Genomic DNA, 23,719 nt, shown 5'->3' on the forward strand with positions numbered 1-23,719 from the left:
GGGGGGCCCCGGCGCCCCCCACCCCCCCGGGCCCCCGGCCCGCCCCTCCGGCCGCGGGGGGCGGGCCCGCCAAACACCCCCGCCCCCCCCCCCTGTCGGTGGAGCGGGTGGCGTCAGGCGCCGTACGGGGCGGCGCCGCCCGGGTAGGCCCCGACACCCTTCGGGTTCGGGCCGTACGCGTTGTGCTGCGGCTCGCTGTCCAGGCAGAGGAAGACGAGCAGGATGATCCCGCCGACCAGCGGCACGAAGGCGATGAAGAACCAGCCGCCGGAGCGGCCGGTGTCGTGCAGCCTGCGGACCACGACCGCCAGGCTCGGGAGCAGCACCGCGAGGACGTACAGGCCGTAGAGGGCCGCGAAGACGGTGGACCTGGTCGTCATGGCCAGGATGACCAGGACGAGGATGACGAGCGCGTTGAAGAGCGCGAACATCCAGTACTCGGACCGGCGGGCCCTTCCCTGGAAAGTGGCGTACTTCTTCAGTACGTCGGTGTAGTGGTGCACGGGTCCCCCCACTGAGCTGCTGGCTTGAACCTTGTCATCTGTGCATGACAAGGCGACTGAAGGTAAGGCCGGGGAAGGCCCTTGGTCAAGCGGGTTGGGCGCCCGATATAAAGATTCCGTTTATGTCCCGGGCGGTTGGCCGCCGGCCTCGGGTTTGGCTGATCCTCGCCGTTGCGGAGGAGGCGCGTCCACGTCCTCCCGCGCGGGCGTGCGCGCTCGCTCCGGTTCGCCGCAAGGTATGTGACGGTACGTCAGAAATGCGTGGCGATCCCGAAGGCCGACCGCAGCCGGGCCATGTCGTGCAGGTCCCGCTCCGACGGCTCGTACCCCTGGTGGAAGTACACCTGCTGCTCGGCCGACAGGCAGGGGACGGGCCTGCCGCCGACCGTGCCCGAGACGAAGGACGAGGGCGCGTAGGCGAACGGGTGCTCTGGTTCCAGGGAGGACTGGAGCGCCGAGCCGTCCGCCGCGAACACCAGCGGGTGCAGGTCGAGTTCACGTCCGTCCGCACGGGCCAGGACGAACCGTACGGGTCGCCAGTCCACCGTCTCCGCGTACCCCGCCGCCCCCAGACAGGCGAGCAGCGCACCCTCCTGGTCCCGGCGGTGCATGAGGTCGAGGTCGCGGTGCTCGCGGGTCTGCTCGCCGAGCAGCGCGTCGACGCCCCAGCCCCCGCCGATCCAGACGTCCAGGCCGGCGCGGCGCAGCAGGTCGAGGACGCCCAGCACGTCGTCGGGTGTCATCACGTCAGCGGTCCCTCTTCCCGTCCCGGTACGCGGCGGCCTTGATCCTCACGGTCGCCGGCGGCTTCCGCAAGTGGCCGCTACCCGAGGTCTTCGGCGTGCCTCCCCAGCAGGGTCAGCGCCCCGTCCGCAGCGCGGCGCGCGGACATCCCCGTCCGCAGGAAGCCGTCCGCGGTGAAGGCCCGGGCGTCGTGCTCGGGGGCGCGGTAGTGGCCGCGCGGCGTGTACGGGCCGCGGACCAGCAACTCGCCCCGCGCGCCGTCCTCGACGGCCCCGCCCTCCGCGTCGGCCACCCGCACCTCGTCGTCCGGCGACAGCGGCCTCCCGCGCCCCGCCGACGGTGCGTCGCCCGGCTCCGTCAGCACGACCGGCCCCGTGACGGGCGCCCAGACGGACTGCACCCGGCAGCCGAACCCGGCGGCGATCCGCTCGCCCACCGAGCCGTCGAACGGCGCGCCCTCCACCTGCACCAGCCGCAGGCTTCCCACCGCGGCACCTCCGCCCGCCAGCGCCTCCAGCCAGGCCCGGCCGGTTGCCGGCGCCATCGACGCGACGGTGACCCGCTCTTCCTCGACCGCGCGCAGGCAGGCCCCGGCGTCCCCGTCCACCAGCACGACCGTGCCGCCCACCGCGAAGGTGCCGACGATCCCGGGCCCGCCGAGGGCGGCCCCCGGTCCCAGGGGCGACGCGGCGAGGTACACGTCGTCCGGACCGAGCGCCACCGCCCCGGCCGCGGCGCGCGCCTGGTACGCGTAGTCGTTGTGCGTGCGCGGCACCAGGAGGGGCCCGGCCCCCGCGTCGCCCTCGGAGCCGGCCGAGGAGGGGAGGAGGAACGCCACCTCGCTGGAAGCGTGCGAGGGCGGAGGCTCCACGGGAGCGTCGACGGACGACAGGGGGAAGTAGTGGCAGCCCGCCGCGTCCGCCCTGAGACCGCCGTAAGAGGACGGGGCGTTCGGCGGCTCGTACGTGAACACCCTGCGCAGGAAGGGACGTCGGGCGGCGACGTCCGCCACCGCCGCCGCGTGGTCGTGGCCTCCGTACGCCGACGGGCCGACGTACCCCACGGCCTCGGCGGCCTCCACGAGCCGGGACAGCTCGGGCGCGCGGGCGTCCACGGGGCAGGGCACCGGGACGGCGCCCACGCGCAGCAGCGCGAAGACGGTCGTGACGTACTCGGGGACGTCCGGGAGCTGGACGACGACCCGCTGCCCCGGGCCGAGGCCGCGCAGCCGGAAGCCGGCCGCCACGCGGTCCACCCGGCGGTTGAGGGCCGCGTACGTCAGGCGCGTCCCACCCTGGACGAGCGCGGTGCGCGGGCCGTGCTCCCGCGCCGCGTCCCGCAGCACGCCGTCCAGGGTGACGCCGCGCCAGTGCCCGGCCAGCCAGTAACGGTCGACGAATTCCTCGGGCCAGGGTGTACAGCCGTGGAGCATGGGTGCCAGTCGCTTCCTGTGCGGTCCTCGCGGGCGTACGGCACGGTCGCGAAAGGGAGTTGCCGGTCCCCGGGAGTCCGCGCCGCCCCGGACCCGGCCATCCAAACCGCCGGGTGCGCCACGGGCAATGCGCTGTCCCGACCACGCGGGCGGGCGGCGCTCGGCGGAAGGTCCAAAGAGCGGGGACCGGCGCGGAGCGCGGCTGCCGGCGGCGGTGTGCGCGCGGGGCCGCGTCAGCCGTGCTGCTGGCCGGGCACGGCGGTGGCTCCCGCCGGGGCCGAGCCGTCCGTGGCCGGTGGCGTCGGCGTCCTGGGCTCGGCCAGGTTCCAGGTGGCGGAGACCGTGAAGCTGGCCTCGCCGCTGCCCGAGAAGACGCCCAGGCTCAGGTCCGAGCCCAGGGTCACGCCGAACTCGACGGTCACCTCGTCAGGCCGCTGCGCGAACTGCGAGAAGCTGCGGTGGATGCCGCCGAGCACCCCGCCCAGCGGACGCAGCGCGTCGGTGAGGGCCTGGCCGCTGCGGGTCAGGGCCTGCGCCGTGCGGCCGCCCGCGCTGACCGGCCGCGCCGAGCCGAAGCCGTCGGGAAGGTCGAGGTCCTCGTCGGCCGGTTCCTCGTCGGCCGGGACCGCCGGAACGATGTCGTTGCTCTCCGGCGCCAGGTGCAGCCGCACCGTGGAACCGTCTTCGAAGGTCAGCCTCACGTCCCCCATGGGCGCATTCTGGCACGTGGGGCAGTCCGGATCCCCCCGTTCCCGGAACCGCTCATCTCCGAATCGGCCGTCGGCTCCTTCCAGGTCGATGTGACGGAACGTCAGGGTGCCTCACGACCTCGCTCCCGGTGCTGGGAGAGCATCGCTTCCAGGTCCTCGACGCGGTCGAGGCCCGAAAGCATGGGGCGCATGCGGTGGTTGTGGGAGAGTCGCTCGCGGTGGCGGTGCAGGAAGGACCAGTACCCCGTGGTGTACGGGCAGGCCGTGTCGCCGACGCGCTGGGAGGGCCGGTAGGCGCAGCCCTCGCACAGGTCGCTCATCTTGTTGATGTAGGCGCCGCCGGAGGTGTACGGCTTGGTCGTCATCCGGCCGCCGTCCGCGTACTGGGACATGCCGATGACGTTCGGCAGCATCACCCAGTCGTAGCCGTCGGTGAAGTTGCGGTGGAACCAGTCGTTGACGGCGGCAGGGTCCCAGCCCTGCTGGAGCGCGTAGCTGCCCAGCACCATCAGGCGCGGGATGTGGTGCACCCAGCCCCGGTCGCGGACGTCCGCGAGCACCGTGCTCAGGCACCGCGCGGTCACCCGGTCCGCGTCGAGCTCCTGGAACCAGTCGGGCAGGACCCTGCGGTGGCGCAGCACGTTGCGGTGCCGGTAGTCCTCGCCGAAGTGCCAGTACAGGTTCCACACGTACTCCCGCCAGCCCGCGATCTGGCGCACGAACCCCTCCGCGGACGCGAGCGGCACCCGGCCCTCCCGCCACGCCCGCTCGGCCGCCTCCACGACCTCGTACGGGTCCAGCAGGCCGAGGTTGAGCGGTACGGAGAGCATGCTGTGGCTCATCCACGGGTCGCGGGCGAGCATCGCGTCCTCGTACCTGCCGAAGTCCGCCAGGCGGAAGTCGACGAACTGGTGCAGCGCCTCCAGCGCCTCGGCGCGGGTCACCGGGAAGACCCGCGGCCCGTCCGCACCGGTGAACGCGACCTCGCCCGAGCGCTCCCAGGCGTCGAGGTCGCGCCGCACCTCCTCGTCGATCTCGTCCTCCGTGGCGGTCCACGGGGCGGGCGCGCCCAGCACCCGCGCCCCGGACGGGGGCGGCCGGCGGTTGTCGTGGTCGAAGTTCCACCGGCCGCCGGCCGGCTGGTCGCCGTCCATGAGGAGGTCCTGGTCGCGGCGCACCCAGCGGTAGAAGTCCTCGAACAGCAGCCGGTGGCCGTCGCGCCCTGCGAGCCACTCCCCGAACCGGTCCTCGCCCACCAGGAAGCCCCGGGCGGGCAGCGTCCGCACCCACTCCAGGTCCGCCACCAGCGCCCGCGCCGCCCGTGTGGTGGGGGCGCTGACGGTGACGTCGGCCCGCCGGTGGCCGAGGGCCCGGGCGAGGCCCTCGCGGTACGTGGCGGCGCGGACGTACGTCACCCGGTCGCCGAGCTCCGCCGCCCGGTGGCGCATCGCGGACAGGACGAGGTGGGCCTTGGCGCGGTGGAACCGCCTGCGCCGCAGCACCGCGCGGGACTCGACCATGACCAGGGGGGTGTCGGGTCCCGGACCCGGCTCGGGCCCGTCGGCTGCGTCGGGTCCGCCGGGGGAGGGGGCGAGGAAGTGCGGTCCGAGCTGGTCGCCGAACAGCCAGTGAAGGGATCGTGCCACGGGGCCTGCCTAGCACTCGGGCGGGACCACTCCAAGCACCTCGGGCGCGAAACGGCGCGGGGGCCCTCGGGCGCGTCGCGAAAGGCCCGCCCGCACCCCGTCGTGTGGGCACCCGGCCGTGGACAGTGGTTGTCTGGAACCCGAGACCCTTTTCAGCCACTTTGAGAGGTAGTGCCGTGTCGAAGCCCCTGATCGTCATCACCGGTGCCAGCTCCGGCATCGGCGCGGCCACCGCCCGCCTGCTGTCCGGCGCGGGCCACCCGCTGCTCCTCCTCGCCCGGCGGCTGGAGAAGCTGGAGGCGCTGGGGCTGCCCGACACCCTGTGCCGCAAGGTCGACGTCACCGACCGGGACGCGGTCGGGGCGGCCGTGCGCGAGGCGGAGGAGCGCCACGGCCCGGTGGACGCCCTGGTCAACAACGCCGGGGCCATGCTGCTCAGCCGGCTCGTGGACCAGGACCCCGACGAGTGGGACCGCATGATCGACCTGAACGTGAAGGGCGTGCTGTACGGCATCCACGCGGTCCTGCCGGGCATGCTCGCGCGGGGCGCCGGGACGATCGTCAACGTCAGCTCCATCGCGGGCCGCAAGACCTTCCCCAACCACACGGCGTACGTGGGCACGAAGTTCGCCGTGCACGCCATGTCGGAGAACCTGCGCGAGGAGGTCGCGCCGTCCGGCGTGCGGGTGGTGACCATCGCGCCCGGCGCGGTGGAGACCGAACTGCTCTCGCACACCAGCGACGAGCGCATCAAGGCGGACTACCAGGAGTGGAAGGAGTCCGCGGGCGGCGCGCTGGACCCGCAGGTGGTGGCCGAGGCCATCGCGTACGCGTACCGGCAGCCCCCGAACGTCACGATCCGCGAGATCGTCCTCGCCGCCACGGGTCAGGAGGCGTGACCCGCGGGCACCCCCTTTAGGCCGTCACGCCGGATTTGCCCAGAGGAGAAGGGTGTCAAATCTTCCAGGAACGAACACAGTTTGATCACAAACAGCGGAACTGGTGATTTCGGCCATCTCCTGGCTCATACGCTTCGCTCGGCTGTCGCGCGGCTCGTGTCGCAGCTCCGGGTACCAGGCCGCGCGCACGTGCACCGGTCGCACCGTCGCGCGGCAGGACGCCCTCCATGGACGCAAGCCCCTCCGGCAGACGCGACGTCGCCGTCGTGCTCGGCACCCGGCCCGAGATCATCAAGCTGGCCCCGCTCATCCGGCTGCTCGGCGCCCGCGCCCGCGTCGTCCACACCGGACAGCACTACGACAGCGCCCTGTCCGGCACCTTCTTCGCCAACTTCCGCCTGCCCGCGCCCCACCTGCTCCTCGACGGCGCGACCGGGCCGTGGGGGCGCGGCGCGCAGATCGGCGCGCTCACCGCCGAACTCGCCCGCTCCTTCGTCGCCGACCCGCCCCGCGCGGTCGTCGTCCAGGGCGACACCAACAGCACCTCCGCAGGGGCCCAGGCCGCCCACTACTGCGGCATACCCGTCGTCCACGTCGAAGCCGGCCTGCGCTCCGGCGACCGGGCCATGCCCGAGGAGATCAACCGCCTCGTGGTCGGCGTCCTCGCCGACGTCCACTGCGCCGCCACCGAGCGGGCCGCCGCCAACCTGCGTGCCACCGGCACCGCCCCCGACCGCATCCGGGTCACCGGCAACACGGTCGTCGAAGCCACCCTGATGTCGCTGCCCGAGCCCGCCGAGCGCGAGCGCATCGCCCGCGAGCACGGCACCCGCGAACCGTACGTCCCGTACGTCCTCGCCACCGTCCACCGGCCCGAGAACACCGACGCGCCCGAACGCCTCGAAGCGCTCCTCACCTCCCTCGCCGCCCTCGGCGCGCCCGTCGTGATGCCCCTGCACCCGCGCACCCGGGCCAAGGCCAAGGAGTTCGGCCTCGAACGCCTCCTGGACCGGCTCCGGGTCGTCGACCCCGTCGACCACCCCACCTTCCTCGCCCTGGCCGACCGCGCCCGGCTGCTCGTCTCCGACTCCGGCGGCGTCCAGGAGGAGGCCACCGTCCTGAAGAAGCCGCTGCTCGTCGTGCGCACCAGCACCGAGCGCCCCGAGGCCGTCGACGCGGGCTTCAGCAGGCTCGTCGAACCCGGGCCGCCGCTCGTCGCCGCCGCCCGCGCCCTGCTCGACGACGGCGACCTCGACGAGAGGCTGCGGGCCACCGCGTCCCCGTACGGCGACGGGAGCGCCTCGCGCCGGATCCACGCCCTCGCCACGGCCCTGGCGGACGGGGAGCCCCTGCCGCGGATCGAAGCGGGCCAGTGAACCGCGTCGCGTGAACAGCGTCGCGTGAACCGCGCCGTGTGAAGCGTGCCGCGTGAACCGCGCCGCATGAAGCGTGCCGTTGGGGTGGTCGTCCCACCGGACATAGAACGGGCTCGTCGAACAACTCACAGCAGCCGCCGCCGACCGCGCGGCGGACCCGGAGCACGGCGTGGCGAACGCCGGGCTCCCCGACGAAAGGAGGACCCGTGTACGGGTCGGCAGGAAAGGGCGCCGTGGGCGCCGGAGTGGTCGTGGGCGGGGGCCAGCTCGCCGTCACCGGCGGCACGTTCGGGGTGGCGACGACGCTCCTGGCCGTCGCCCTGCTCCTCGGCGGCGCCCTGATGATGCGCTCGGCGCGCCTGAGAGCCGCCAGGGGCTGAACCAGCCCGGCCGGCCCGCCCGCCCCACGCAGGCCGGGCCGGCCTCCCCTCACCCGCCCGGCCCCCTCATCCGCCCGGCCCCCGCCCCGAACCGCCCTGCCCCGCCTCGACCCAGGAACCCCCGTGACGTCCTCCGAGCCCTCCGGCCTGCTCGGCCTGCTCTCCGACTTCAGCCTCGTCCTGAGCCTGTTCTTCCCGCTGTACCTGCTCGGGCTCGTCCTCCCGCTGCTCGTGCGCCGCAAACGCCGCAAGGGCAAGGCGGGCGACTACCAGTGGCACCTGTTCGTGCCCTGCCGCGACGAGGAGGCCGTCATCGGGGACACCATCGCCTACCTGCGCGCCTCCTGTCCCGAGGCGCACGTCTGGGTCATCGACGACGACTCCGAGGACCGCACCGGCGAGATCGTCCGGCGCGCCGCCGCCCACGACCCGGGCGTCCACCTCGTCCAGCGCCGCCGCCCCAACGCCCGCCTCGGCAAGGGCGAGGCCCTCAACGCCGCCTACGACACGCTCACCTCACTGCTGCCGCCCGGGGCCGACCGCGACCGGATCGTCGTCGGCGTCTTCGACGCGGACGGCCGGCCCGCGCCCGGCTGCCTCGACCACGTCGCCGCCCGCCGCTTCTTCGGGCGCCCGGACATCGGCGGCGTACAGATCGAGGTGCGCATGATGAACCGCGACGACCCGCGCCCCGCCCGTGACGGCGGGGCCCTGCGCAACCTCTACAGCCGGCTGCTCATCCGTATGCAGGACCTGGAGTTCCGCGCCCCGGTCGCCGCGCTGCAGCACGCCCGCAAGACCTCCCGCACCGTCTGCCTCGGAGGCAACGGGCAGTTCGTACGCCTCTCCGCGCTCGACGACCTGAACGCCGAGCGCGGCCGCCCCTGGACCGGACGGCTCCTGGAGGACTTCGAACTCGGCATCCACCTGATGCTCGTCGGCTGGATCAACTCCTTCTGCGCCGACACCTACGTCGAGCAGGAGGCCCTCTTCGACACCAAGCGCTTCCTCACCCAGCGCACCCGCTGGGCGCAGGGCGTCATGCAGTGCTTCGGCTACATCCCGGCGATCTGGCGCAGCAACAAGATCCCCAACGTGGGCTTCCTGGAACTCACGTTCTTCCTCAGCCAGCCCTGGCTGCAGATGCTCGGCGCGCTGCTCTACCCCATCCCGCTGATCGCCCTCGGGCTGTCCTACGCGCGCCATCCCGAGGCCGCCGCCGCGTACTTCACGGGCGGCGGATGGCGGGGAGTGGCGCTGTACGTGGCCATGGCCCTGGGCCAGTTCGTCGTCTGGGGGCCGATCTACCGCCGCAAGTGCGAGCCGGACAGCGGCTTCTGGCGCGCGCTGGGCTGGGGGTTCGTCTACCCGCTGTACCTGATGTTCCTGTACGTCGTCTCCTGGCGCGCCGTCGGCCGCATGCTCAGCGGCCGCAACGGCTGGGCCAAGACGCGCCGCAACGCGGAGGCACCGACGGCCGGCCCGGTGGCCAAGGAGGCCTGACACGCTCCGGGCGGACGATACGGCACCCTTCTCGGCCGCATGAGCGGGCCTTCCCGGGGAAACCGGGATCTGCGATCGCGGATCACCACGGCTGTGCTCAGCCGTACGAAGGGGGAGGGCCACCATGACGACCGCCGGGCACTGGAGCGAGAGAGCCGCGTGCGACAGCGGCGACGCCGACGACCTCTTCGCGGAGAGCGACCGCCAGAAGCGGGCCAAGGAAGTCTGCGCGCACTGCCCCGTACGTACCGAGTGCCTGGTCGAGGCCCTGGACCAGCGCATCGAGTTCGGGGTCTGGGGCGGCATGACGGAACGCGAACGCCGGGCGCTGGTCCGCAGGCGCCCCAAGGTCACGTCCTGGCGCGAGGTGCTCGACGACGCCCGCCGCGCCCACGAACAGGCGGACGTGGTCGGCGCGGGCCGCTGAGGGGCCGCGGCCGACTCCTCGCGGTCGTGACGCGCCCCGTTTCCCGGCCCCTCGTCGCACGCGCCGATGAGGGAGCCCGGGTTCGCGGCCGCGGGGCCCGGTGGTCGTCCCAGGGCCCCGCGGTCGCGCTCGTGCCGTCAGCGGCAGGTGATGATCAGCGGAGTCACCGCCGTGCAGGTGCGGCTCGCCGTGTCGTTGGCCGCGTTGCCGTCGACCGGGGCCGAGACCGTGCGGGTGGCCGTCACGGTGTACGGCGTGCCGAGGCTCAGCAGGCCGACCGGTACGTGGAAGCGCCGCGTCGTCGTCGCCCCGGGGGCGAGCGAGGTCAGCGCGCAGGTCGCCCTCGTGCCGGAGACCGCGCAGTCGGGGCTGGTCGGACGGGAGTTGGGCAGCGTCACCGAGATGGTGCCCGAAGTCAGCGGCGCGGGGCCGTTGTTGGTGACCGTCAGCGTGTAGTCGACGCTGCCGCCGAGGCCGGGCCGGGGTGTCGCGGTGAGGGACAGGCCCAGGTCCGCGGGGCGCGTGGGCACCAGCGCGACGGCGAACGGGCCGTCGCCCACGGGGAAGGCGTCCTTCTTGCCGAGCGCCGTCGCGTCGACGACCGTCACGTTGTCGTCCCCGCCGCACGCCACGTAGGCACTGGCGCCGTCGGAGGCGACGGCCACGTCCAGCGGGTACGCGCACACGGGCTGCGACGCGGTCACGGCGTTGGTCGCGGTGTCGACGACGGCCAGCGCGCCCGCGCGCTCGCGCGTGACGTACAGCCGCTTCCCGTCCGGTGACAGGGCCATCCCGTAGGGGCGGTTCGCGACGGGGATGGCCGTACTCGGGGTGAGGGTCCGGGTGTCGACGACGGCGACCGCGTCCTGGTCTCCGTCCAGTTCGGTCGTCGCGTACAGCCGTGCCCCGTCGGCGGAGGCGAGCACGGTGTTCACGTCTGCCGACAACGCCACGGTGGCGCTGACCGCGCGGGTCGCGGTGTTCACCACCAGGACCGACCGGCCGGCGGCGACGTAGGCGCGCGAGCCGTCGGGGGAGACCGCGACCGAGGTGGGCCGGGCGCCGAGGGGGACCGTCGCCGCGACGGTCTGGGTGGCGGTGTCGACCAAGGACAGCGAATCCGAACCGGAGTTGGGCACGTACAGGCGTGCCCCGTCCGGTGACAGGGCCATGTTCTGCGGCGCCTCGCCCACCGCGACGGTCGCGACGACGGCGCGGCTGTCCGTGTTCACCACGGACACCGACCCGGACCCGCCGTTGGCCACGTAGGCCCGGCCGCCGTCGCGCGCGAGCACGATGTCGTCGGGGCGCTCGCCGACGGGGATCGTCCCGACGGTCGCCCGGGTCGCGAGGTCGATCACGGAGACGGTGCCGTCGAAGACGTTCGCGGCGTAGGCCACCGCGTCGGCCGTCGCGGCCGCGCGCGGCGCGGGCACGGTGGCCGCGTGCGCGGCCGTGACCGGCAGGGAGAGGGCCAGGGCGCCGGCCGCTGCGGCGACCGCGCCGAGGGTCCTGCCCCGTGGTGCCCGGGGTGCGGCCGTGGCGGGCCGCGACGATCTGGAGTTCACACGTGGCACAGGTACTTCGCCTCGCATTCGGTGACGGAACACGGCGTCGCCGCAGGGAGGCCGAGGACGCCCTCCCCCTGGGCGACACCTACTGCTGTCAAGTGAGTGCAGCGAGTGAAGCCTTGTGGCCGGTGCGGCATGCGCACAAGGCGTGTTTCCGCCACACGGATCCGGTCAAGGGCGTGACAGGGGTGCGTGAGACGGCGTCGCAGGGGTGCGTGAGGGTGCGTCAGGGGGCGTATGGTCGGCGCCCGGTGGTGCGAGTCCCGTCACGGAAGGCTCCGTTACCAGTGCGGATCCTCGTACCGCGCGTCCCCGGCGATCCCCATCAGGCGGACGCGGTGCACCAGTTGACCGGAGGCGCCCGCATTCCGGAGCCGTTCCGGCGCGACGCCGACGAGCCAGCCCGTCAGCTCCGTACGCCATGCCTCCTCGCGCTCCTCGCCCTCGCCGGTGTGCCAGGGGAGTTCGTCCCTGAGCAGGTCGTACTCCCACTGCCCGACCGCCCGCGCCAGGTGCCGGTCGGCCGGGTGACCCGTGCGCCCGTTCCAGATGCCGAGCCAGGGCGCGAGCGTGCCGGACGCCTCGGCGCAGACGACGAGGACGTCGTGCGCGGGCACGGCCGGAGCCGGGTCGCCCAGCACCCACGTCCACCAGGCCCGCAGGAAGGCGTCCACGGCAGCCGCTTGGCGGCGCGGCCACTCCCGCCACCGGCCCCGGGCGAACGACCGTCCGGCCTCCGCCGGGTCGACGTCGCGCGCGCCCCGGCCGTCGACCAGCGACCGGGCGAACTGCGGGAGGACACGGCGCAGTACGGCGGCGTGGTCGTCCCAGTCGACGGCCCGCCAGGTGCGGCGCAACAGGTCGGGGTCGAGGGGGACGTCCGGCACCTTGAGCAGCGCCAGTTCCTCGGCGCTGCCCCAGTGGCAGACGCAGTTGTCCTCCTCCGGGCGCGCGGTCATCCCGCGGAAGACGGAGCCGAGCCCGTGCAGCGCGGCGTCGAGGCGGGCGCGGTCGGGGGTGAGCGCGGGGGCGTGGTGCGAATCCGGCATGCCGGTGACTCCGGGTGGGCTCCGGGGGCCGACGCCGCCCGAAGAGCGCGATGCTACCCGAGCGCCGGGGCACGCACGGTATCGCTCCACTTCGGGACCGGCCCCGGCAGTCGGGTGATCATCATCTGTTCTGCCTCGGCAATCCCGGCGCGGGGCGCGACCGTCTGCTGTCGTGTCCGTATGTCCCCGTTCCGCTCGTCCCTGGTTCGTCGTGCGTCCCGCGCGTCCCGTGCGTCCCGCCCCGTCCCCGCTGCGGTACCCGTTGTGGTCCCCGTTCCGGCCGTGGGGCCGTGCTCGCGCGGGGGTGGCTCGTGAGGCGCACCGCGGCCGTCCTTGCGCTCCTCGCCGCCCTCCTCGTCGCGGCGCCGCCCGCCGGCGCGACCCCCCGGGGCTGCGGTGACACCAGCAACGGCCAGTTGTGCGTCGACGGCCCCTTCCCCGTGGCCGGTCTCTACTGCGCGAGCTACTGGCGCACCCGCACGGCCGGAGAGATCCGTCCGCGCCTGGGGTACCAACTCGGGCTCAAGAACAGCGACAGCGTCGACGTCAGACGCTGGTGGGGCTCGAAGGCGACCAGGAATGGCTACGTGCGGCTCTGCGGTCACGTGGCCGGGAAGTCCGTCGAGACCTGCATCCGCAGCGTGATGTCGTACAAGGGAGCCATCTACGCCTCGAAGTGGCGCTGTTGAGCCCTCCCCACCGCAACGGGGCTGCTGTCGCGGGTGGTCATCCTGGCTGATCCGTCCCAGGCGCGGCCGGGTGACCGAACCAGTGCGTCAAGGCCCTCTCCACCTCGTCCGGGGCGACGTCCCGCGCCCCGGACCACCCCGCGTGCCCGTCCGGTCGTACGAGCACGGCCGCCGCGCCCTCCGGCAGGCCCGCCGGGACCACGACGGTCGTCACCCGGTCCGCCCAGGGCCGGGCGGCCGAAGCGAGGGCGTCCTCGGTCAACTCGCCCCCGCTCAGCAGCAGTACACCGCCGACCGTGCGTGACAGCAGCCCGGCGAGCGTGTCGCCGCCCGCGCCCCCTGCCAGCTCCAGGTCCGGCACCATCCGGCCGGACCACGGCGAGGGCGCGCCCAGGGCCGGGTAGCGCGTCCCCACGCCGGTGACGGACTCGGCCAGCGGCCCGGCCGTCCCCGGGTCCCCGGCCAGCTCGGCGAGCAGGTCGAGGACCGGCGTCAGCGGGTGGTCGTCCGCCCCCGCGCCGGCCAGGGCGGCCTGTGCGCGCGTGTTGCGGAGCAACCGTGCGCCCGCCGCGTGGCGTTCGTCGTGGTACGTGTCGAGGAGTGTGTCCGGCGCCTGCCCGCGGGCGACCAGCGCGAGCTTCCAGCCCAGGTTGAAGGCGTCGTCCAGCGCCGCGTTCACCCCGATCGCGCCCGCCGGGGGATGGACGTGCGCGGCGTCCCCGGCCAGCAGCACCCGACCGGTGCGGAACCGCTCGGCGAGCCGCGCCGCGTCCCCGAACCGCGTCAGCCACCGCACCTCGGCGATCTCGACGGGCCGTTCCAGGACGGACTCGACGGCGTTCCGGAAGGCCTCGGGCCGTACCGCTTCGCGGGGATCCGCGGGCGGGGCCGGGTCGGCGGTGATCAGGCGTACGTAGCCGGGGCGCGGGATCGCGAAGACGCTGCCGCCGCCGGGGCCGGTGTGGGGGCCGAACGGCACGGCTGACGGATCGGCGAGCACCACGTCCCCGAGCAGGGTGTACGTCCGCGCGGGCGTCCCGGGAAAGGCGATCCCGACGGCCTTGCGCACCGTACTACGGCCTCCGTCACAGCCAACCAGCCAGTGGGAACGGTGAACTGATGGACCATCATTTCCATCTGTGGTGACCGTGACGCCTTCGTCGTCCTGCCGCAGCCCCGTCAGGTTCCTGCCGCGGACGATCCGCACGCCGTGCTCCTGCGCCCACTCGGCGAGCAGCTCCTCCACCCGGGTCTGGGGGATGCCGAGCACATAGGGGTGAGCGGTCCGCATGGCGGTGAGGTCGAGGCGGGACGCCCCGACGAAGGCCGTGGACGGCACGGTCGGGCCTTCCGCGAGGAAGCGGTCGACGACGCCCCGGCGCCCGAGGAGTTCCAGGCTGCGGGCGTTGAGGTTGAAACCGCGGCAGAAGCCCGGTGGTTCGGGGTCGCGCTCCAGGACGACGGTGCGCACTCCCGCGCGCCCCAGCTCGGCGGCGAGGGCGAGGCCCGCGGGCCCGGCCCCCGCTATGAGGACGTCCGCGTCCACGTCCGGCTCCGCGTTCACGCGCCCGCCTCCTCGTCCGCGCCCCGCGGCCAGGTCAGCGCGCCGCGCTCGATCTCGGCGGCCGTGCCCTCCGCCCAGTCCCGCTCGGCGCGGGCCATCGCGAGGGCGTACTCGGTCTCGATGACGAACAGGCGAGGCGCACCGTGCTCCTGGCGTGCCGCGCGGTGGGCCTCCGTGGCCTCCGCGATCCGCGTGCCGAGCGCGGCGGCCCGTTCGCGCAGGGCCTGCGCGGCGCGGACGGGTCCCAGCGCGCCGAGGTAGCCGACCGCGGACAGGAAGCGCGGGTACTCCAGGGAGGGCTCCCTGATCAGCTCGTCCAGCCACGCGGTGAAGCCCTCCCGGCCCGCCGCGGTGTGGCGGTACACGGTGCGCGCGGGCCGGTTGCCGACCTGCTCGGTGCCGTCCGCCTCGATCCAGCCGTCTCGCGCGAGGGCGCGGACCGTGTCGTAGAGCGATCCGGTCGTGAGCTTGAAGGCCCGGTCCATGCCGCGCTCGCGCAGGGCCGTGGCCATGGCATGGGGGTGCATCGGCTGCTCCAGGAGCAGGCCGAGCACGGCGAGGGCGAGGGAGTTGGCGGGGCGCTTGGGGGAGGGGTCGGGGGCGGAGGGCATGGGGCTCCAGACGGCGAGGGACTGCGTGGTCGTGTGGACGGTCGATCGTCAGGACCGCGGGTCGGTGATGCGGACGGGCGGCAGTCTTTTGAATGCTCGGTCTCGATTACTCGGATCCGAGTATACCGATCGAGCGGGCTTGCGAAAGGCAACGGGATGTTCCGGCGGACACCGCCGCCGCGCGGCCGCCCCGTGTGACGGATGGGGCTGACTGGGCGTCCGATACGGCCGATGCGTGGGTTGCTGCCAGAAATCTGTTGCCGGGCCCGCGGATGGGTAACTCATAGTGGAGCCGCATCCCCATTCACCACCCTCCAAGAGGACGGCCGTGACGACTGTCTCCAGCGAAACCACCACTGAGCGCACCCCCGGGCGCGCCTGGACCATCCGCCTCACCGGACACAGCGACCGCACCGCCACACTGAGCTGCAGCACGGGCGCCTGCCGGATGCCGGCGCGTTCCAGGGACCTCGCGGCACTCCGGGCCTTCGCCGCCCGGCACGCCCAGGCCCACGCGCGCGCCGCGACCGTGCGCCCGCACGCCTCCTGCCACTGCCGCGCCGAACAGTGCGCCGCCCACTCCGAGACCCGCGCGTACTGCGCCGGGGCCGTACTGCTGATCCTCCGTCACGACGCCTCCGTCGGCCGGGTCTGGAGCGTCGAGGAGGTCTGCGAGGCCTGCGCCCCGCTGATCCCGCACGCCGCCGTCGTCGCCCGGGCCGTACGTCCGCGCCGCACCGTGGAGACCCCCGCGCCCCCGTCGACCGAGCCCGCCGCCGCCCGCCCGATCGTGCCCGGCGGCTTCTCCTCGCCGACCGCCGGATCCATGGACGACGTCCGCGCCCCCAACGTGCGGCGCCCGCGCCGCACCGCGAAGCGTCGCGACTGACCGCGGGAGCGACCATCCCACCGGCGCCCGGAGCCCGCGCCTCCTCCCGCACCGCGTGACCTCACCCCGCACCACCTCTCGCCACTCCACCTGACCCCACCCACGCACGCCCACGGCCAGCGGCGGCCCACGGCGTTGTCAGTGGTGCGCGATAGCTTCTGAAGTGTTCGAGGAGCTGTGCGAAAGGGGGGTATCTCGTGGGTGTCGCGGGGACGTTGAGGGTGGTGCTGGTCGATGTCAACGACGAGGTGGTCGCGGCCTGGAGGTCCGCGTTCGCGGACACGCCCGGGGTCGAGATCCGACGGGGATCGCTGCTGGACGAGGACGTCGACGCGTGGGTGTCGCCGACCAACGCCCTGGGGCGGATGGACGGCGGCGTCGACGCCCTGGTCAAGCGCCGCCTCGGCGCGGGCATCCAGGCGCGCGTCCAGCGCGTGATCCGGACGCGGTTCGGCGGCAGCCTGCCGGTGGGCAGCGCGGTGTGCGTGCCGTCCGGCGCGTCCGTACCGCGCTACCTCATCTCGACGCCGACCATGCGGCAGTCGTCGCAGGACGTCAGCGAGACGATGAACGTGGCGCTGGCGTGTGCCGCCGCGTTCCAGGCGGTGCACCTGCAGAACCGCGAGAAGCCCGGCAGCATCCGCTCCGTGGCGCTGGTGGGACTGGGCGCGCGCACGGGCAAGGTGCCCGCGAGCGTCTGCGCGAACCTGATGTGGACCGGCTACACCCTCTTCCACGACCACGACTTCCCCGACTACGACGCCCTGCGCGCGGCGGTTCTGGCCCACCTCGACGACATCGAGGCGGCCGGCCCCGCCAAGCGGATACGGATCACCGTGCCGGGCGTCGCCGCCACGGGACCCGTGCAGGGCGTCTGCCAGGGCTCAGCCACGCCGGCCGCCTCCGACGACCCGCTGGGTCTCACCGAGTTGTTCACCGGGGGCGGGGAGCCGTGGCTCCCGCTGCTGCGCCCGGTGATCGAGGCCCGGCCGGGCGCGGCCGCCTTCATCGGCCCCCAGCGCGGCCCCGAGGTCGTCCCGGTGCGCGAACTCACCTTCCAGGCGCTGAAACCGCACGCGCCGCACCAGTGGAAGGTGGTGGTCTTCGGACAGAACCCGTACCCCCGGGCCGAGAGCGCCACCGGCATCGCGATGTTCGACAACACCTTCAACGACTGGAAGGACAGCCAGTTCGGCCGGGTGGTCAGCATCCGCTGCCTCATCAAGGCGGCGGCGATGTGGAAGCACGGCATCGCCAAGAAGACGCCGATCGCCGATGTGCGCGCACTGCTGGCCAAGGAGGACACGGTCCAGCCGCCGGAGTGGTTCCAGGCGATGCTCACCCAGGGCGTCCTCCTGCTGAACGCGTCACTCACGGCCAGTGCGGACGGCTCGACGGCCACCGACCAGCACACGGCCTTCTGGCGTCCCGTCGCCGAGCAGATCGTCGAGGAGATCCTGCGGGCCAAGCAGGACGCCGCGCCACAGGACCGGGGGGTGGTGTTCGCCTGGTGGGGAGCGCACGCGCGCAGCCTGAAGAAGGTCGTGCAGCGGCTGGAGAAGAAGTACCCGGGCGTCGAGGTGCGCCACCTGGACCACGCCAACCCGGCGGCCCAGGGCGACGTCTTCTGTGAGGGCGACCACTTCGCTCAGGTCAACGACGCACTGGCGGCGGTCGGGGCCGAGCCGGTCGACTGGCTGCCGCGCAAGGGCTGGGACAAGCAGGCGTCCGGCGCGGGCACCGGGCAGGGCGGTGGTGTCGCCGAGCGGATGGGGGCGTTCATCGCCTCCACGATGGAACTGCACCAGCTCTACCTGGAGCGCCTCTCCAGCGTCAAGGACGAGGGCCTCGTCCTGCCGCCGGTCACCGGGGTGTTCGACACCCCGCTGATGGACTTCCGCAAGGCCGTCGCACCGGTGTCGGACGTACTGGCCGGCCTCTCCCGGCACATCGAGCGGTCGAGCGCCTTCGGCGAGAAGAAGGCGGCGGCAGCGCAGGGCGCGCTCAGCGGCCAGGAGGAGTACGCGGACGGGCTGAGCGCCGACGCGATGTCGGCGCTGTACCTCTACACCTGCGAGTCGGCCTTCTACCGCGAGATCAACGCGGTGCTCAGGTCCGCCGACCGGGACCTCGTCGCGCCCTACCTGCCGTACCTGAGGCTGTTGTTCTCGGCGGTGGACGCACTGCCGGTGCGCAAGGAGCCGCTCTGGCGCGGCGTCGCCCTCGACCTGCGCTCCCAGTACCCGCTGGGGCGGACGGTGACCTGGTGGGGCGTGTCCTCGTGCACGTCGGAGCCGGGCGTCGCCAGGTCGTTCCTCGGCAGCCGCGGCAAGCGCACCCTCTTCGAGGTCACCCCGGCACGCGCGGTCGGCATCCGCAGGTTCTCCGCGTTCACGGGCGAGGAGGAGTACTTGCTCACGCCGGGCACCCGGCTGAAGGTCACCGAGGTGAAGGCCGAGCGGGGCGGCCTGTGCACCGTACGGCTCAGCGAACTGGAAGGACAGGGTCAGGTGTCCTGAGTTCACGGGGGTTCACGAGATGGACACTTCTGTCTCAACAGAATCAAAAATGTCCTGAAAACCAGAAGCGTCAAATCCCCTCCTGTGTATCGCGGTTGAGCACCTGTTCCGTGCGACCCATACTGCGCAGACCGGTGGCGGCGCCTTGTGCGCCGCCACCGCCGCACGGATCGGTTGACCGACCAGGCTCCAGGGGGAGACTTGCGCAGACACGTGCACAGAGCAGCCGCCTTCACCGTCGCAGCGGCCACGTCACTGGCCCTCACCGCAGGCATGACCGGCCCCGCGGTGGCGACCGGGACGGGCGGCGGGAGCATCGGCCCCGGCGCCGCGCGCGCCGAGGGCAACCAGCGAATACCACTCATCACCGGTGACCGCGTGGTGGTGGGTGCCGGGGGCCAGGTGGTCGGCTTCGAGCCCGCCAAGGGCCGCGAGCGGATCCCCGTACAGGTGCGGCGCGGCAAGGACCACACGCTGGTCCTGCCCGCCGACGCCCAGGGCCTGGTCGCCCGGGGCAGGCTCGACCAGCGGCTCTTCGACGTCACCGAGCTCTCGGACGCGCAGCTGCGCAGGAGCCACGGGGACGGTCTCAAGCTGATCGTGGAGTACGAGGGCGGGGCGGCCGCGGCCCGTGCCGGGGTGCGGGCGGCCGGGGACACCCGGGTGAGCCGTACGTTCCCGGCGCTGAACGCCGACGCGGTCCGTGCCTCGCGGGACGGCGTGGCCAAGGTGTGGGAGGCGCTGACCGACCAGCGACGCGGCGTGCGCTCCACCGCGTCCGGGATCGGCAAGGTGTGGCTCGACGGGGTGCGCAGGGCCAGCCTGGACAAGAGCGTCAAGCAGATCGGCGCCGACAAGGCGTGGCAGGCCGGCTACGACGGCAAGGGCGTGAAGATCGCCGTCCTCGACACCGGTGTCGACAAGACCCACGACGACCTCAAGGACCAGGTCGTGGGGGAGAAGAACTTCTCCACCTCGGCCGACGCGGTCGACCGCGTCGGCCACGGCACCCACGTGGCGTCCATCGCGGCCGGTACGGGGGCGAAGTCGGGCGGGAAGTACCGGGGCGTCGCCCCGGGCGCCAAGGTGATCAGCGGCAAGGTGCTCGACGACCAGGGCTACGGCGACGAGTCCGGCATCATCGCGGGCATGGAGTGGGCCGCGGCCGAGGGCGCGGACGTCGTCAACCTCAGCCTGGGCGGCGGCGACACCCCGGGTGTCGACCCGATGGAGGAGACGGTCAACCGGCTCTCCGCCGAGAAGGGCCTGCTGTTCGCGATCGCGGCGGGCAACGAGGGCGACTTCGGTGACTCCACCGTCGGCTCGCCCGGCAGCGCGGACGCCGCGCTGACCGTGGGGGCCGTGGACAAGGACGACAAGCTCGCCTCGTTCTCCAGCAAGGGCCCGCGCGTCGGCGACGGCGCGATCAAGCCCGACGTCACCGCGCCGGGCGTCGACATCACGGCCGCCGCCGCGCCCGGCACCCTGATCGACAGCGACCCCGGCGTCCCGCACCCGGCCCCCGGCTACCTGTCGATCTCGGGCACCTCGATGGCCACCCCGCACGCGGCCGGGGCCGCCGCGATCCTCAAGCAGCAGCACCTCGGCTGGAAGTCCGCCGATCTCAAGGGCGCGCTGACGGCATCGGCCAAGGACGGCGGCTACACGGCCTTCCAGCAGGGCTCGGGCCGCATCCAGGTCGACCGGGCCATCGCCCAGAGCGTCATCGCCGACCCCGTGTCGGTCAGCCTCGGCGTCGCCCAGTGGCCGCACACCGACGACCAGCCGGTGTCCAAGAAGGTCGGCTACCGCAACCTCGGCACCACCGACGTCACCCTCGACCTGTCGGTGGCCGCGCTCGACCCGACGGGCAAGCCCGCCCCGGCCGGCTTCTTCACCCTCGGCGCCACCAAGGTGACCGTGCCCGCGGGCGGCCGCGCGGAGGTCGGCCTGACGGCCGACACCCGCCTCGGCGGCGACACCGACGGCTCCTACTCGGCGTACGTCACCGCGACCGGCGGCGGCCAGTCGGTGCGCACCGCCGCCGCGGTGGTCCGCGAGGTCGAGTCGTACGACCTCACCGTCCGCCACCTCGGCGCCGACGGCAAGGACACCACGACCTACTTCGACTTCCTGGTGGGCCTCACCGGGAACGCCCGGGGCTACCAGGCCTTCCTCTCCGGCCAGTCCGGCCCGGTGAAGATCCGCGTGCCCAAGGGCCGTTACGTACTGAACGGCAGCACCTACCTCGACCCGTCGAGCCCCACCGGCGGCGTCGCCTGGCTGGCCAGGCCCGACCTGACCGTCACCGGCGACACCACGGTCACCTCCGACGCCCGCACCGCCAAGCCCGTCGACATCACCGTCCCCGGCCTGAGCACCACCGACTTCGCCGGGCCCGGGTACGACGTCAACGCGGAGGGCAACTACACCGGCTTCGGCTGGTTCCTCGACAACTACACCGGGTTCCGCAGCGCCCACCTGGGCCCGGCGGTCAGCGACGGCTCGCTGCAGCAGACCTGGGACGGGCACTTCCTCAAGGACGCCACCACCCAGTACTCGGTGATGTTCGGCGGGAAGACCCGCAAGCTGGCCACCGGCTACACCAAGCACGTCAAGGCCGGTGAACTGGCGACGCTGAAGACCGGACTCGGGGCGTCCGTCCCCGGCAAGGAGTCCTCGTCCATCCCGTTCGGCTGGCTGCCCGGCGCCGTCTCGACCGTCGGCTTCACGGCGGGACAGGCCGCACCCGGAGTGCGCACCGTGCACCTCTCCACCGGTGACGGCATCCAGTGGGAGGTGTCGTTCGAGCAGCGCGGCGAGCCCGACCCGGACGGCTGGCCCACCTCGGACGCGTACTACGTGGGCCAGAAGAAGCACTACCGGGCGGGCCGCACCTACCACGACACGTTCAACACCGCCGTCTTCGGACCGGTCGTGGGCCGCAACGAGGGAGTCTTCCGCACCGCGCCCGACCCGGTCACCGGTGACCAGCGGATCTACGGCAGCCTCTCGCTGCTCGCCGACGGCGCGGGCCACCCCGGCTTCGCCGCGTACACGGCCGCGAAGTCCACGCTCTACCGCAACGGCGTCAAGGTCGGCGAGAACACGGACCCGCTCTCCGGACAGGAGACGTTCCCGGTGACCGGTGAGGCCGCCGAGTACCGGCTGACCAGCACCATCGAGCGTTCGCTCAAGGCCGCCTCGGTCTCCTCGCGCGTCGACGTCAGCTTCACGTTCCGCTCGAAGCAGGTGGCGGCCCCCACGGCGCTGCCCGTCTCCACGGTCCGTTTCGCCGCCCCGGTCGACCTGACCTCGCGCGCCGAGGCCGGCAAGCGGGTCTCCGTACCCGTCGTGGTGCAGGGCGCGGCGGCCGGTAAGAACCTCAAGTCGCTGACGGTGTACGTGAGTTACGACAGCGGCAAGACCTGGAAGGCCGTCCAGGTCCGGGGCGGGAAGATCTCCGTGAAGAACCCGGCCAAGGACAAGGGCATCTCACTGCGCGCCAAGGTCACGGACAAGAAGGGCAACAAGTCGGAGGTCACCATCCGGGACGCCTACTTCGGCAAGTGATCCCGACCGGCGAGTGATACCACCCCGACGGTCACGGACAGGGGCACCACCCGCATGACGACGTGCCGGAAAGCGTCCCAGGACGCCTTCCGGCACGTCTCGTCGGCTCAGCGCACGCGCAGCGCCTCGCGGATCGTGGTGAACAGGTCCGTCTGGTTGGTGACGCCCAGCACCCGGAAGGCCTGCGGGCCCTGGGCCGCGATGCGGACCTCGGTGCCGGTGTGCTCCTGGGACTGGCCCGGCGTGTTGGTCGAGTAGTTGACCTTCAGTTGCTGGCCCTCGTCGGTGACCAGGACGGAGGACAGGCCGGGAGGGTTGGCCTCCAGGGGCACGATCTGGCTGGTGTGCCCGTGGTCGGCGGTGGTGACCACCAGGGTGTCGGGGTGCTTCGCCGCGTAGGCGCGCGCCACGGCCACCGCGCGGTCGAACGCGGCGGTCTCGCCGATCTGGCCGCACGGGTCGGCGGCGTGGTCCTGCTTGTCGATCGACGCGCCCTCCACCTGGAGGAAGAAGCCCTTGTCCCGGCCCCCGTGCCGGGCCTTCTGCTTGGCCTCCAGGAGCTGGATGGCCTTGGTGGTCTGGTCGGCCAGGTTCGGCGTCGAGGCGGGGCGGGCGGGGTTGGAGGTGACGCAGCGCTGCGGCGCGGTGCCGCCGACGGCGGCAGTCTTGCCGGTCCACTCGGTCGGTACGTTGCCGGTGGCGAAGAGGCCGAGGACCGGCGCGCCGCCCTTGAACGCGGCCATCGAGGCGTTGTCGGTGACGACCTGGTAGCCCAGCTTCCGCGCCTGCTCGGTGACGGAGAGGCCCTTGAACTTCCCGTCGGTCACCTTCTGGTCGAAGCGCTGCTTGCCACCGCCGAACAGGACGTCCACCTTGTGGTTGACGCTCTGCTCGGCGATCGAGCCGGGGCCGCCCTTGGCGATGGTGTCCGACGCGCACTTGGCCATGTCGGCGGGGCCCTGGCAGGAGCGGTCCGTCACGTGCGAGGCGAGCACGGCCGGGGTGGCGTCGGTGAGCTCGGCGGTCGTGACGCTGCCGGTCGCGTACCCGCCCTTCTGCGCCAGCTCCAGGATGGTCGGCACGGCCTTGTCGGTGCCGGGGGTCTTCGAGATGCGGCCGTTGACCGTCTTCACGCCGGTCGCCCAGCCGGAGCCGCTGGCGGCCGAGTCGGTGACGTAGTCCGGCGTGCCGTCCGCGTGCACCGCGTACGTCGTGTACGCGCCGGTGAGCGGGAACTTGTCCATGTTGAGACGGCCGTTGGCGCCCACCGTGTAGTCCCGGGCGAGGGTGATCTCGGAGTCGCCCATGCCGTCGCCGATGAGCAGGATGACGTTCTTCGCCTTGCCGCCCTTGATGGCGTGCTGCGCCTGCTCCTTGGGCCCGAAGGCGCCGGCCGACGCGGAGAACGCGACGGCGGCGGTGGCCGCGGCGACGGCGGTGGCGGCCACCACCTGACGGCGGGACGGACGAAGTGTGGACATGCGGAGCTCCTCAACAGATCAGGGGGCCTGCGGTGGTCAGCGGGCCTTGTCGGAACTCCAACAAGCCCGTGTGAACCGACGGCGACGCGAGGGGGCGTCCCCGGTGAAGCACCGGCGACGGGAGAAGGTGCGAAACGGGTGGTGCGAGTCAAA

The 23,719-nt window shown here is 73.2% G+C and carries 19 protein-coding genes; 9 read left to right on the forward strand and 10 right to left on the reverse strand.

Going from position 1 to position 23,719, the window contains the following annotated elements; all coding sequences use genetic code 11:
* Positions 1-113: 113 nt before the first annotated feature.
* From ABT160_RS33065 to ABT160_RS33085, 5 genes are all read right to left on the reverse strand, one after another.
* Positions 114-503, reverse strand: a complete 390-nt coding sequence (locus tag ABT160_RS33065; RefSeq protein WP_351651633.1) for a DUF805 domain-containing protein — start codon at positions 501-503, stop codon at positions 114-116.
* A 251-nt stretch (positions 504-754) separates the two neighbouring features.
* A complete protein-coding gene (locus ABT160_RS33070; RefSeq protein ID WP_351651634.1) occupies positions 755-1,246 on the reverse strand; it encodes a nucleotidyltransferase domain-containing protein in 492 nt (163 codons plus the stop codon).
* Positions 1,247-1,326: 80 nt separating this feature from the next.
* A complete protein-coding gene (locus ABT160_RS33075; protein ID WP_351651635.1) occupies positions 1,327-2,679 on the reverse strand; it encodes an AMP-binding protein in 1,353 nt (450 codons plus the stop codon).
* A 233-nt stretch (positions 2,680-2,912) separates the two neighbouring features.
* Positions 2,913-3,389, reverse strand: a complete 477-nt coding sequence (locus tag ABT160_RS33080; RefSeq protein ID WP_351651636.1) for a CU044_2847 family protein — start codon at positions 3,387-3,389, stop codon at positions 2,913-2,915.
* A gap of 101 nt (positions 3,390-3,490) precedes the next feature.
* Entirely contained in the window at positions 3,491-5,035 is a 1,545-nt protein-coding gene (locus tag ABT160_RS33085) for a cryptochrome/photolyase family protein (protein ID WP_351651637.1), read from the reverse strand.
* A gap of 176 nt (positions 5,036-5,211) precedes the next feature.
* Here ABT160_RS33085 and ABT160_RS33090 point away from each other — a divergent pair, with 176 nt between their 5' ends.
* From ABT160_RS33090 to ABT160_RS33110, 5 genes are all read left to right on the forward strand, one after another.
* Positions 5,212-5,934, forward strand: a complete 723-nt coding sequence (locus ABT160_RS33090; protein ID WP_351651638.1) for an SDR family oxidoreductase — start codon at positions 5,212-5,214, stop codon at positions 5,932-5,934.
* A 227-nt stretch (positions 5,935-6,161) separates the two neighbouring features.
* Complete coding sequence (gene wecB / locus ABT160_RS33095) at positions 6,162-7,310, forward strand: non-hydrolyzing UDP-N-acetylglucosamine 2-epimerase (protein WP_351651639.1); 1,149 nt, start codon at positions 6,162-6,164, stop codon at positions 7,308-7,310.
* 206 nt (positions 7,311-7,516) lie between these two features.
* Positions 7,517-7,690 (forward strand): hypothetical protein, encoded by a 174-nt coding sequence (locus ABT160_RS33100; protein ID WP_351651640.1) that lies wholly within the window; start codon positions 7,517-7,519, stop codon positions 7,688-7,690.
* A 123-nt stretch (positions 7,691-7,813) separates the two neighbouring features.
* On the forward strand, positions 7,814-9,193 hold the full coding sequence (locus tag ABT160_RS33105; protein ID WP_351651641.1) for an XrtP-associated glycosyltransferase: 1,380 nt from the start codon (positions 7,814-7,816) through the stop codon (positions 9,191-9,193).
* Between the two features lie 124 nt (positions 9,194-9,317).
* Positions 9,318-9,620, forward strand: coding sequence for a WhiB family transcriptional regulator (locus ABT160_RS33110; RefSeq protein WP_351651642.1), 303 nt, complete (start codon positions 9,318-9,320; stop codon positions 9,618-9,620).
* Positions 9,621-9,757: 137 nt separating this feature from the next.
* Here the strand turns inward: ABT160_RS33110 and ABT160_RS33115 are convergent, their stop codons facing one another.
* Positions 9,758-11,188, reverse strand: coding sequence for a cell surface protein (locus ABT160_RS33115; protein WP_351651643.1), 1,431 nt, complete (start codon positions 11,186-11,188; stop codon positions 9,758-9,760).
* Between the two features lie 284 nt (positions 11,189-11,472).
* Complete coding sequence (locus tag ABT160_RS33120; RefSeq protein WP_351651644.1) at positions 11,473-12,240, reverse strand: hypothetical protein; 768 nt, start codon at positions 12,238-12,240, stop codon at positions 11,473-11,475.
* 311 nt (positions 12,241-12,551) lie between these two features.
* On the opposite strand from ABT160_RS33120, the gene ABT160_RS33125 reads away from it, so the two are divergent.
* Positions 12,552-12,929: a hypothetical protein gene (locus tag ABT160_RS33125; RefSeq protein ID WP_351651645.1), complete on the forward strand. Its 378-nt coding sequence runs from the start codon at positions 12,552-12,554 to the stop codon at positions 12,927-12,929.
* 37 nt (positions 12,930-12,966) lie between these two features.
* Here ABT160_RS33125 and ABT160_RS33130 read toward each other — a convergent pair whose 3' ends face one another.
* Positions 12,967-14,493, reverse strand: coding sequence for an FAD-dependent monooxygenase (locus tag ABT160_RS33130; RefSeq protein ID WP_351651646.1), 1,527 nt, complete (start codon positions 14,491-14,493; stop codon positions 12,967-12,969).
* Complete coding sequence (locus ABT160_RS33135) at positions 14,490-15,104, reverse strand: PadR family transcriptional regulator (RefSeq protein WP_351651647.1); 615 nt, start codon at positions 15,102-15,104, stop codon at positions 14,490-14,492. Before ABT160_RS33135 ends, ABT160_RS33130 begins: the two co-directional genes overlap by 4 nt.
* Positions 15,105-15,432: 328 nt before the next feature.
* Between ABT160_RS33135 and ABT160_RS33140 the strand changes: the two genes are divergently transcribed.
* The 3 genes from ABT160_RS33140 (at position 15,433) to ABT160_RS33150 (ending at position 22,085) form a co-directional block, all read left to right on the forward strand.
* Positions 15,433-15,993 (forward strand): hypothetical protein, encoded by a 561-nt coding sequence (locus ABT160_RS33140; RefSeq protein ID WP_351651648.1) that lies wholly within the window; start codon positions 15,433-15,435, stop codon positions 15,991-15,993.
* A gap of 224 nt (positions 15,994-16,217) precedes the next feature.
* Positions 16,218-18,512, forward strand: coding sequence for an ADP-ribosyltransferase domain-containing protein (locus ABT160_RS33145; RefSeq protein WP_351651649.1), 2,295 nt, complete (start codon positions 16,218-16,220; stop codon positions 18,510-18,512).
* 213 nt (positions 18,513-18,725) lie between these two features.
* The gene (locus ABT160_RS33150; RefSeq protein WP_351651650.1) at positions 18,726-22,085 is read left to right on the forward strand and encodes a S8 family peptidase; all 3,360 of its coding nucleotides are present in this window, start codon (positions 18,726-18,728) and stop codon (positions 22,083-22,085) included.
* Between the two features lie 107 nt (positions 22,086-22,192).
* Here the strand turns inward: ABT160_RS33150 and ABT160_RS33155 are convergent, their stop codons facing one another.
* The gene (locus ABT160_RS33155; protein WP_351651651.1) at positions 22,193-23,566 is read right to left on the reverse strand and encodes an alkaline phosphatase; all 1,374 of its coding nucleotides are present in this window, start codon (positions 23,564-23,566) and stop codon (positions 22,193-22,195) included.
* Positions 23,567-23,719 lie beyond the last annotated feature (153 nt).

Source organism: Streptomyces sp. NPDC001941 (assembly GCF_040296945.1).
Classification (GTDB): Bacteria; Actinomycetota; Actinomycetes; order Streptomycetales; family Streptomycetaceae; genus Streptomyces.

Coding starts and splice junctions, on each gene's coding strand:
- ABT160_RS33070 (WP_351651634.1), bottom strand. CDS start 1,246: ATGACACCCGACGACGTGCTGGGCGTCCTCGACCTGCTGCGCCGCGCC.
- ABT160_RS33075 (WP_351651635.1), bottom strand. CDS start 2,679: ATGCTCCACGGCTGTACACCCTGGCCCGAGGAATTCGTCGACCGTTAC.
- ABT160_RS33080 (WP_351651636.1), bottom strand. CDS start 3,389: ATGGGGGACGTGAGGCTGACCTTCGAAGACGGTTCCACGGTGCGGCTG.
- wecB (WP_351651639.1), top strand. CDS start 6,162: ATGGACGCAAGCCCCTCCGGCAGACGCGACGTCGCCGTCGTGCTCGGC.
- ABT160_RS33110 (WP_351651642.1), top strand. CDS start 9,318: ATGACGACCGCCGGGCACTGGAGCGAGAGAGCCGCGTGCGACAGCGGC.
- ABT160_RS33120 (WP_351651644.1), bottom strand. CDS start 12,240: ATGCCGGATTCGCACCACGCCCCCGCGCTCACCCCCGACCGCGCCCGC.
- ABT160_RS33135 (WP_351651647.1), bottom strand. CDS start 15,104: ATGCCCTCCGCCCCCGACCCCTCCCCCAAGCGCCCCGCCAACTCCCTC.
- ABT160_RS33155 (WP_351651651.1), bottom strand. CDS start 23,566: ATGTCCACACTTCGTCCGTCCCGCCGTCAGGTGGTGGCCGCCACCGCC.